This window comes from Pseudoalteromonas sp. SWXJZ94C (genome assembly GCF_015864385.1).
Classification (GTDB): Bacteria; Pseudomonadota; Gammaproteobacteria; order Enterobacterales; family Alteromonadaceae; genus Pseudoalteromonas.
Genome location: NZ_JADYXF010000081.1, coordinates 1 through 9,760, shown reverse-complemented (window position 1 = coordinate 9,760; position 9,760 = coordinate 1). Strand labels below are relative to the sequence as shown.

The window sequence follows — 9,760 nt, the reverse complement described above, 5'->3', positions numbered from 1 at the left end:
TTCCATGTCGCGTCTGTTAACATTAATCTTGGCATGAGGGTTCGGTGTAACGTTTTTTAGCGAATTCAATTATACCTTATCCTCATGCTGTTTGTTTTTTATACCGCAAAGATCAACACGCCCTAGATACAAAAAGTTTTTGCCTAGTTCTAGCGCAATTTTCTTATTGTTAAATAGACCCCATATATAAGCAGATTGGTATTAAATAAAAATGCCACTGACCTTAAGTCAGTGGCATTTTTTAATGCTTTTTAATTATAGGGCTAACTATTTACGTGGTTCATAATCTATTCTAAATATAACGGTATAAAGCACCGGTACTACAATTAATGTAAGTATGGTGGCAAAACCTAGCCCAAACATAATAGTTACTGCCATTGATTGAAAAAACACATCAAATAACAGTGGTATCATCCCCAATATAGTGGTTATAGCTGCCATAGCTACAGGGCGCACTCGGCTCACACCGGAGTCAAATACGGCTTGATATGGTTGCTTTCCTTCACGAAGCTCTAAATTTATTTGATCGACCAATACAATTCCATTTTTAATTAGCATACCACTTAAGCTTAACAAGCCAAGTAGCCCCATAAAGCTAAACGGTGTGTTCATAACAAGTAAGCCAGCACTCACGCCAATAATAGCAAGTGGTACAGTTGCCCAAATAACCAGAGGTTGTTTTACCGAGTTAAATAGCAATACAGTTACTGCAAACATGGCTAAATAACCCAGCGGTAACGAGCCAAAAATAGCTTTTTGTGCTTTGCTGGATGATTCAAATTCACCGCCCCATTCCAGCTCATATCCGTGTGGTAGCTTTATGTTTTCTATAGGAGCACGAATACGAGCAAATAGTTTTGCTGGTGTCTCGTCGCCTAAAACATTGTTGTCAGCCATTACCGTGATTGTGCGTTTACGATCGCGGCGCATTATAAGGCTGTCTTCCCACTCAACAACAAACTCATCAACTACCTGTGTAACGGGAACGAACACAGCCAGTACAGGGCTATATATTTGCAAATCGTGTACGCTTTCTACATTTAAACGCTCGTTTTCAGGTGAACGGGTAATGATAGGTAATAACTGCGTACCATCTCGATACACACCAACTTGTTTACCTGAAAGGCTTGTTAGTAACACGTTATCAAGATCTGATTTACTAATACCTAAGCGCCGCGCTTTTTGCTCATTAAATTGTGGGCGAATCATTTTAGTACGAGCACGCCAATCATTACGTATATTAAATGCCCCATCGTCACTGCCTAATAACTCTTCAGTTTTCGCTGCTAATTGCCTTAAAATAACAGGATCGGGTCCTGAAAAACGTGCTTCTATTTTTGCATCAGTAGAGGGACCAATTTCCATAGGTTTAATTTTTAATTGAGCCGAAAGAGCATGGTTTACTGAGTAGTCGCGCACTTTTTGCATAATAACAGCAACGGCTTCTCTGTCGGTAACACGTATGATTAACTGCCCGTATGCAGGGTATGATTTTTCTGGCGCGTAAGTCAGCATAAAGCGAGGAGCACCTTGGCCTACTGTGCTTGTTACTTCTTCAACTAAATCTTCATTTTGTAAATAGGCTTCGAGTTGTTTAACACCGTCAAGAGTGGAGCGAATATCAGCGCCTTGTTCTTGCCAGTAATCAACATAAAACATAGGTGTATTAGATGCAGGAAAAAACGATTGTTTAACAGAGCCAAAACCAACAACGGCACTGCACAGTAAAACAACCATTAAAATAAGAGTCGTTTTTCTAAAGCGTAAAGATAAGTCTAAAATAGCCTTATAAGAATTAAAAATGATACCTTGATATGGGTCTTCGTCTTCTTGACCTTTATCGTTTTTAAATTCGTTTTCTTTAAACATTAAATTAGCAAAAAATGGTGTTAGTGTAATTGCCGTTATCCAACTTAATAAAAGTGAGATAAATAAAACCCAGAACAAACTGCCGGCAAATTCTCCACTCGCATCAGAACTCAAACCAATTGGCGCAAATGCAGTAACCGCAATAACAGTAGCGCCCAATAATGGCCACTTTGTTTGTTCAACAATATTTATTGCCGCTTTTAGTTTTGTTTGACCGCGCTTAAGGTTTATAAGTATACCTTCGGTAACCACAATTGCATTGTCTACTAGCATACCCAAAGCAATAATAAGCGCGCCTAAGGATATACGCTGTAAATCTATAGCAAACAATTTCATGAATATAAACGTACCTAATACGGTAAGAAGTAAAATCCCACCAATTAAAATACCGCTTTTCATACCCATAAATAACAACAGCACAACAATAACAATCGCTATTGCTTCAAGTAGGCTAACAATAAATCCATCAACTGATTTTTCAACTTCTTTTGGCTGGTTATACACCGAACTTATATCAATTCCATGTGGGCGTTGGTATTCAAGTGATGCTAAATGCTCATCTATATGTCTACCAATATCAACTACGTTAACGCCCGAGGTAAACGAAATACCGATTAAAAGTGCTTGCTTACCATTAAAACGAATAATGTTACTAGGGACTTCGGCGTATTCTCTAAAAACCGTTGCTACATCACCTAAATAGATAAGCTCACTTGCACCAGGTTTTGAAATAATAAGCGTTTCGAGTTCTTCTACATCTTTAAATTCACCGGTAGGGTGCAAACGAATCGATTCACTACCCACGCGAATTTTACCCGCGTTAGACACTGTATTTTGTGATTGTAATAATTCAAAAATATGACTTGGGGCAATCCCTAACTGCGCTAATTTACGAGTAGACATTTCTACCATTACTTGCGCTTGTTGCTCCCCAGCAATAGTGACTTTACTTACGCCTTTAACAAGGACTAACTCGCGTTTTAAGTAATCAACATAATCTTTTAGTTCATCATAAGAGTAGCCATCACCGGTCACCGAATACATAACACCATACACATCGGCAAAATCATCCAAAATAGTACTTGGGTAAACACCGCTAGGTAATGAAGGGGAAAGGTCGTTAATTTTACGGCGCATTTCATCCCAAATTTGGCGAAGCTGCTCTTTTCGATAAGTGCTTTTCATTTCGACAGAAATTTGCGATTTACCATTCGATGAAATAGACGTTACGTAATCTACATAGGGAAGTTGTTGTATTGCATTTTCGATTGGAAAAGTAACTTCTTCTTCAACTTGTTGTGGTGACGCGCCAGGGTACATAGTAATAACCATGGCTTTTTTAAGTGTAAATTCAGGGTCTTCTAATTGGCCTAAATCAAAGTACGAAACGCTACCGCCAATTAGTAGCAGTAACGTAAACATCCAACTAATTACTTTTTTTTCAATGGAGAGTTGTGCAAAGCTCATAATTATAAGCCTCGCTCTTTATTCCATGCTCTTACTTTCATGCCTTCTTTTAATGAATTAACACCAGCAGAAACCACAATTTGACCTTCTTCAATACCACTTAACACTTCAATACCATCGCGATGTAGTTGACCTACTTTTACCGCTTGTTTGCGAACTTCACTTGTTTGAGGATTAAATATCCATACATAAGCATTATCTTTAATTGACTCTTGTGGCTCAGAAAAAACTGATTCAATGGGTAAAATAGTATAGGCAACTTGTGAGCTAGTAACTTTGCTTAAGTCAATTAGTACACGACCCGTCATGCCGGCAAGTAAATTAAAGTCCTTGGGTAAAGGAAGCGAAAAAACAACTTGGTAAGTAAGTGTTGCTGGGTCTGCTTGGGTATCCCACTCTTTAATATCAAGTGTGTATTCTTTATCGTCAAAGCCATCAAATTTTACGGTTGGGTGGTAGTCGGATCCTTTTTGTAGGCGAGCGACTATTTTCTCTGGTACCTGAATTTCTACATCCATTAAATCGCGTGTTTCTAGGCGTAATATATTTTGCTTAGCTTGAATGTTTTCAAAGTTTTTAACAAATACTTTAGCAACCGTACCTGAAAATGGCGCGCGAAGTTCACTGTACTCAAGGTTTGTTTCGGCAATTCTAAATGCAGACTCAGCAATTTGCATATTGGCAGTGGCTTCATCTAATTCTGATTGGCTTGTGATTTTTTTCTCAAACAATTGTTCAATACGCCCAAGTTGAGATTTTGCCAGCTCAAAGCGCGCTTTACGTTCGTCAAATTGTAACTGAAAATCTTCAGGGTCAAGTTTTGCCATCAAATCGCCTTTCTCAACGTGCTCGCCAGCAAGTACAGGAAACTTAATCAGTTCGCCATTTACCCTAAAGGCAAGATATGAGCCTTGGTTTGCAACTACTTCAGCAGGAAAACTACGAATGTTTATTTGCGAGTCATGCCCTATGTTAAATAATTTAACTGGGCGAATGGGCTCTTCTTTAACTTGTTGTTCAGGCTCAGAACAAGCTATTAAGCTGAGTAAAGTCGTTGTTAGCAAACATAAACGAAACAGTTGCATGTTTTCTCCGTTGCAAAGATGGCAAAATAATTAAGTGCAGCATACGCTGCAAACATATAAAATAAAAATCATTAAATTTTAGAAACTCAATAAGTTTTATTTATAATGTTGTGGGGGAGTGTATGAAGCTGAATCAATTAATAATTTTAGATGCGATAGTACAAAGCGCAAGCCTGAGCGGAGCAGCTTTAAAGCTACATAAAACACAACCAGCGCTCACTTTAGCAATCAAAAATTTAGAATCTAAAATAGGCTTTGAGTTACTAGATAGAAGTAAGTACAGATTACAGCTCACTGAAAAAGGGCGGATTTTTCACCGAGAGGCTTTGCACTTACTGCATGCTAACGACGAGTTGGGCAAACTTGCTGAGGAATTATCATTAGGAAATGAACCCCAGTTTAGAATTTGTTATGAACAGCTTTGTCATATGCAAAGTTATAATGAGATCATAAGTAATACTTTTGGACTGTTTACTAGCACTGAATTTAGTTTAACGAGCGGAAAGCGCTTTATCTCGTTAGAGCAAGTTAATAGTGGTCAAGCCGAGCTAGGCATTGGTCCATGGTTTGACTTATTTCATGCAACAGGCGATTTAGAAAGTGTGCCAATAGGCAGGCTTGATATAGGAATTGTAAGTGCTAAAGGTGTGCTCCCTCAAAAACTCACCTATACCGAGCTACAAACGTATCCCTGTTTAGCCATGTTTGAAAGCGATTTGAGTATAGATAGCGATAGGTTATCGTACTCAAAAGGCTCTGCAATGATGAAAATAGACGACGTATCAACTTTAAAATCATTTTTACTTTCGGGTGCTGGATGGGCAATGATGAGTTTAGCGCATTGCGCTCCCGAAATTAAAGCGGGCTTACTACAAGAAATACATATAACAGATAGAGAGCATAAGTTTAGTGCGCAAATTAGAGCGTTTAGGCAACATGCAATTCATCATGGTCCTGTAGCGCGAACTATTTGGGATCAATTTAAACAATTAAGTAAGGAATACTCCAGGACCAGTTAACAATGGATATTGATAAAGAAACACTTATTTTTACTGTCATTGGCTCAATACCAGCAGGCTCTGTGGCAAGCTACGGACAGGTAGCTGCGCTTGCAGGTTATCCTCAAAATTCACGTTTGGTTGGTCGTTTATTAAAAATGATGCCTAAAGATTCGAGTATTCCATGGCATCGCGTAGTAAATAGCCAAGGTAAAATATCGTTCCCTGAGGGAAGCGATAAATACCAAGAGCAACGTGAAAAGCTTTTATCAGAAGGTGTTAGCTTTAAAAGTGATAAGGTGAATATAAAATTGCATCGCTGGATTTAATTATTCAGCATTACATACAGTTAAATTTAATAAGGATTAATAGACGTGGATTTAAATAAAATAAAGACCGAAAACGAAAAAATAATTTTGAGTTTAAATGGCGAAGTGTGTGATTGGTTGCCCTCTTGCGAATTAACCACCATGAGGAGTCCGCAAGAAATTATAGACCGAGCACTTATTATGAATGCGATGATTAATATTGCTTTTAATGCACCTATCGAAGATATAAAAAAATATATTAATAATAATAACTTAACAAGCTCATTGTCTGACGCTGAAATAGCTATTTTAGTGTTATCGCAAGACACTATAGAGGAGCAAGACAAAGTAAACTTACATTGGTATTTGGAGTCTCTTTGGTCATTAATTTGGGTTATGAGTAAATTTGATGAGCTGAGTATTAATAAGCCAATCCCTGATGATATGATTGATTACTGCCCAAATTTACAAAATGAAGAAGGACCTGAAAAATTTAACCAAAATATTCAACTACGTCCTTTTGAAGAAGTTTATTCAATGAGAGATTTATATTACAGAGCCATGTGGTGCGCTAGGCACTTTAATTTAAACGCTAAATCTAACGACAACTTTAATATGAGCCTTATTATGGAGCGCAGACGCGGTTTAACGTGGTGCCTTGATAATGATTCTGACTGGGATAATATTGCGCAAAATACGTAGTAAAAAATTAACCCGTTTTATTACGTATTTAAATAAACCAATTATTTATTAAATATATAGGTCTTAAAATGCAAAAGTTGTTTGGATTGTTAACCTTAGTCTTACTTGGAGGTTGTTCTTCAGTGTGCCTAGTCGATGAAGAACCAGGCTCTGCAAATTTAAAAGTATACAACTTAAATACATTTAACGATGATGACAGCCTTAAATTAGAATCCTGTTTAGAACGTTCTCGTTATAGCTATTCACAAGGGCCTATTATTGCAGATTACATACCTTCGGGTATAAATGGTAAGCCTCTTTGTTTATTAAAAAAAGCAAAAAATGATGCAGTAAAAGATAACTTAATTTTAATTGAATACGCATACAATCACTTTGAGATAGGCTTACAATATAGCGTGGCTACTTATAAATGCCCTGCAACAGTTAACTTTACTGATCAATAAATAAGTTAGGTTATACCAATTGCATCGCATTTATTGCTCTCATTTTTTGTAGGAATAGGATTGAATTCGACATGGATATAATTGAAAAGTCCTTAGAAATAGCGCTCAAAGCTTATTCGGGGCAAAAAGATAAAGCGGGTCAAACGTATATTCTACACCCGCTTCGTTTAATGGCAAAAATGGACACAGATGAAGAAAGGGCAGTTGCATTACTTCACGACGTGATTGAGGATTCTGATTACACAGCTGACGACTTGCTAACACAAGGTATACCATCGAATATAGTTAATGCCGTTCAATGCCTCTCCAAGATTAAAGGTGAAAGTTACGACTTATTTATTAAACGTGTAAAAACGAATAGCCTTGCAACTAAAATAAAAATTGCTGACATTGAAGACAATATAAATATATTACGTTTAGACACTGTTAACGAAAATGATCTTAGCCGAGTAGCTAAATACCATCGCGCTTGGAAGTCTTTGCACAGCACGCTTGGCGGTAATCGGTAATCGGTAATCGGTAATCGGTAATCGGTAATCAGGTATTATTTTTATCATAAGGTCACTACATGCAATGTAATAAGTCGGGTACTGCGATCTTCATTGATTTTTTGATTAGAGGGTTTTCGGCAACAGCCTGTCTATTTATATCAATACTGGCATTGTGGATATTAAGAGGTATAGAAAGCGGTATTCCTGTTGGTACTTTAAGAGGCGACGATCCTATATGGATTGCCTCATTTTTAAGTTGTTGGCTTGTTATACCGGCTATTGCAGCCTACGTAGCCGATATTTTAAAAGGTAGGCGTGCTCGAGTCACTACTTATGGCGTATTTGCTGTTATGCAGAGTATTACTCTTTATTTTTGGGTGAGTTATATGGCTAAACAACCTCACTCAGAAGTAAGTAGTTCTATATTGCCTATGTTAGTCTGGTTATCAATTCCATTAGCTGCGTTATATTACCCTGCATTTTTTTATGGTTTAAACAAAAATAAAATGCGAATTAAAGTAGTTATAATCACTTTAATTATTATATTTTTCTGGTTTGTTTAAAAATATTTAAGCGATAAGGGCTATTTTGAGAATTTATAATAATGGCGATAATATCTATACTGGCGCGCTCCAATGCGGTGGCGGGTTTGATGCTTATTTGCAAATTGAACTATCTGATATCGAAGTTAAAAGTATCCAGTTTATTAAGTTAAAAGCAATGAATGTTGGTTTGAGTAGTGCGGTGTCTGTTGATAAAATAAAAGAGTCGGTTGAACTCGCTCTACAATCATTTATTAATAAAACAGGTAAGATTTATTTTATCAAAACGGTCAGTTATATCCCCAACGATTCAACGCATTATCATTTATATTCCCGTATTGTTTATGAAATATTAAATCGTATTTATACAAATAGTAAATTTAACTGAAAATGAAATTGAGTGAATAATAATCAAGGAGATCAACTTGAAGGCTGCTCGTAATATGGTTTTTTTTGTTGGTTTATTATTGGTTTTTTAATGGATAATATATGAATGAATACAAAAAATAAAAAAGACATATCGAGTCGTCATCCGGATGATTACGCGCATATGAGCTTAGATGCCCAACAAAGGCTGCTTTTTACAAAACGAATCCCCAAAAATAAACGAGAACAAATAATTCTAAAAGTAGCCACAGACTACATGGGTAACCGTTTATATTTTTTGTGCTACTTATTTGGTTTTATTGCCTTTATGCCATGGGTGGCATCAGGTTGGTTAGGCTTAATTTTTACTGTGAGCGGTATGGGTTATGTTCTTTTTCGTTATATTCGTATGGACGATTCATTTACTGAGCGCATAAAGTATGAAAGGGAGTCGCCTGTAAAGTCTATTAGCCAAATACATAATGAACATGTAATAAATGGCTTGTTGTTAAGTACATGCTCTATAGCATTAAATGTCTTAGTATTTTTAATACTTTTTATAATAAAAAAATAGTTATCACGTGTAGTAAATTTGCATGCTTGATTTTAAAATTAGGAAATATATGATTGTTTACATTGATATGGACGATGTTCTTTGTAATTTTACCGAGGCTGCGAATCAAGATCTTAAATTGAATCCAGCAATTCAATTTCCTCAATCTCAATATGGCTTTTATACTAAATTACGTCCTTTGCCTGGTGCAATCAACGCCGTTAATGCTTTATTAGATTCTGATAAATACACACCTTATATTTTAACTGCTCCGTCAGTAAAAAATCCGTTATGTTATACAGAAAAACGAATTTGGGTTGAGCAGCACTTAGGTTTTAAAATGGTAAATAGATTAATTATCAGCCCTAATAAAAGTTTATTAAAAGGGCAGTACTTAATAGATGATAACCATACAGGACGTTGCCAAAGTGAATTTGAAGGTGAATTGTTACACTTTGGTACTTCAAGTTACCCTGATTGGGCGTCAATAAGAAAATATTTAGAAGTGTAATACTAAGTGTATATTGCGCTAAGCAATTAATAGTATTACAACCATGATTATAGGGAAGTTGCGTGAATTGTATTAATCATGGCGTTCATATTTGTATATTTATAAGTAAAGGTAATCGACCTTCATTTACAACAGATGATTATGAATTATTTGACCTTATAGATGGCTTTTTAACTGAAACGTGTGACTTTAATTTTGAATGTTTTATTCACAATGAGCAGCGTGTAGTGGGCAGATTAGATTAGTAATGCTCAATCTAATCTGACAGTCGGCTATTTACTGTGAGCGGCCGGTGATAAATAGTGATATGTGAAGTCAAGATTTGATAATCATATAGAAAGTTCCTCGAGTTTTTCGATACAGTTGTGTTAACCAAAACATAAACTGTACCTCGAGGAACTTAGTATGAAACTATATGGTGGAAT

General features: G+C 36.3%; 12 protein-coding genes. 10 read left to right on the top strand and 2 right to left on the bottom strand.

The window, feature by feature from the left end; translation table 11 throughout:
- Positions 1-267 precede the first annotated feature (267 nt).
- Positions 268-3,336 (bottom strand): efflux RND transporter permease subunit, encoded by a 3,069-nt coding sequence (locus tag I6F65_RS20495; RefSeq protein ID WP_197114674.1) that lies wholly within the window; start codon positions 3,334-3,336, stop codon positions 268-270.
- A 2-nt stretch (positions 3,337-3,338) separates the two neighbouring features.
- The gene (locus tag I6F65_RS20490; protein ID WP_197114673.1) at positions 3,339-4,421 is read right to left on the bottom strand and encodes an efflux RND transporter periplasmic adaptor subunit; all 1,083 of its coding nucleotides are present in this window, start codon (positions 4,419-4,421) and stop codon (positions 3,339-3,341) included.
- A 122-nt stretch (positions 4,422-4,543) separates the two neighbouring features.
- Here I6F65_RS20490 and I6F65_RS20485 point away from each other — a divergent pair, with 122 nt between their 5' ends.
- The 10 genes from I6F65_RS20485 (at position 4,544) to I6F65_RS20440 (ending at position 9,580) form a co-directional block, all read left to right on the top strand.
- The gene (locus tag I6F65_RS20485; RefSeq protein WP_024611351.1) at positions 4,544-5,440 is read left to right on the top strand and encodes a LysR family transcriptional regulator; all 897 of its coding nucleotides are present in this window, start codon (positions 4,544-4,546) and stop codon (positions 5,438-5,440) included.
- 2 nt (positions 5,441-5,442) lie between these two features.
- A complete protein-coding gene (locus tag I6F65_RS20480) occupies positions 5,443-5,748 on the top strand; it encodes an MGMT family protein (RefSeq protein WP_024611350.1) in 306 nt (101 codons plus the stop codon).
- A 45-nt stretch (positions 5,749-5,793) separates the two neighbouring features.
- Complete coding sequence (locus I6F65_RS20475) at positions 5,794-6,429, top strand: DUF4272 domain-containing protein (RefSeq protein WP_197114672.1); 636 nt, start codon at positions 5,794-5,796, stop codon at positions 6,427-6,429.
- 68 nt (positions 6,430-6,497) lie between these two features.
- Positions 6,498-6,872, top strand: a complete 375-nt coding sequence (locus I6F65_RS20470) for a hypothetical protein (RefSeq protein WP_197114670.1) — start codon at positions 6,498-6,500, stop codon at positions 6,870-6,872.
- Positions 6,873-6,943: 71 nt separating this feature from the next.
- Positions 6,944-7,381: a hypothetical protein gene (locus I6F65_RS20465; protein WP_197114668.1), complete on the top strand. Its 438-nt coding sequence runs from the start codon at positions 6,944-6,946 to the stop codon at positions 7,379-7,381.
- 59 nt (positions 7,382-7,440) lie between these two features.
- Positions 7,441-7,926 carry a hypothetical protein gene (locus tag I6F65_RS20460; RefSeq protein WP_197114667.1) on the top strand — a complete coding sequence of 162 codons (486 nt, stop codon included), beginning with the start codon at positions 7,441-7,443 and terminating at the stop codon, positions 7,924-7,926.
- Between the two features lie 25 nt (positions 7,927-7,951).
- Entirely contained in the window at positions 7,952-8,293 is a 342-nt protein-coding gene (locus I6F65_RS20455) for a hypothetical protein (protein ID WP_197114666.1), read from the top strand.
- Between the two features lie 105 nt (positions 8,294-8,398).
- Positions 8,399-8,845 (top strand): hypothetical protein, encoded by a 447-nt coding sequence (locus I6F65_RS20450; RefSeq protein ID WP_197114665.1) that lies wholly within the window; start codon positions 8,399-8,401, stop codon positions 8,843-8,845.
- Between the two features lie 49 nt (positions 8,846-8,894).
- Positions 8,895-9,335 carry a hypothetical protein gene (locus tag I6F65_RS20445; RefSeq protein WP_197114664.1) on the top strand — a complete coding sequence of 147 codons (441 nt, stop codon included), beginning with the start codon at positions 8,895-8,897 and terminating at the stop codon, positions 9,333-9,335.
- A gap of 62 nt (positions 9,336-9,397) precedes the next feature.
- Complete coding sequence (locus I6F65_RS20440; RefSeq protein WP_197114663.1) at positions 9,398-9,580, top strand: hypothetical protein; 183 nt, start codon at positions 9,398-9,400, stop codon at positions 9,578-9,580.
- Positions 9,581-9,760: the final 180 nt, after the last annotated feature.

What these genes read in the sequence shown, in the direction of transcription:
- I6F65_RS20495 (WP_197114674.1), bottom strand. Translation starts at nt 3,336, where the DNA reads ATGAGCTTTGCACAACTCTCCATTGAAAAAAAAGTAATTAGTTGGATG.
- I6F65_RS20470 (WP_197114670.1), top strand. Translation starts at nt 6,498, where the DNA reads ATGCAAAAGTTGTTTGGATTGTTAACCTTAGTCTTACTTGGAGGTTGT.
- I6F65_RS20460 (WP_197114667.1), top strand. Translation starts at nt 7,441, where the DNA reads ATGCAATGTAATAAGTCGGGTACTGCGATCTTCATTGATTTTTTGATT.
- I6F65_RS20480 (WP_024611350.1), top strand. Translation starts at nt 5,443, where the DNA reads ATGGATATTGATAAAGAAACACTTATTTTTACTGTCATTGGCTCAATA.
- I6F65_RS20490 (WP_197114673.1), bottom strand. Translation starts at nt 4,421, where the DNA reads ATGCAACTGTTTCGTTTATGTTTGCTAACAACGACTTTACTCAGCTTA.
- I6F65_RS20445 (WP_197114664.1), top strand. Translation starts at nt 8,895, where the DNA reads ATGATTGTTTACATTGATATGGACGATGTTCTTTGTAATTTTACCGAG.
- I6F65_RS20485 (WP_024611351.1), top strand. Translation starts at nt 4,544, where the DNA reads ATGAAGCTGAATCAATTAATAATTTTAGATGCGATAGTACAAAGCGCA.
- I6F65_RS20465 (WP_197114668.1), top strand. Translation starts at nt 6,944, where the DNA reads ATGGATATAATTGAAAAGTCCTTAGAAATAGCGCTCAAAGCTTATTCG.
- I6F65_RS20450 (WP_197114665.1), top strand. Translation starts at nt 8,399, where the DNA reads ATGAATACAAAAAATAAAAAAGACATATCGAGTCGTCATCCGGATGAT.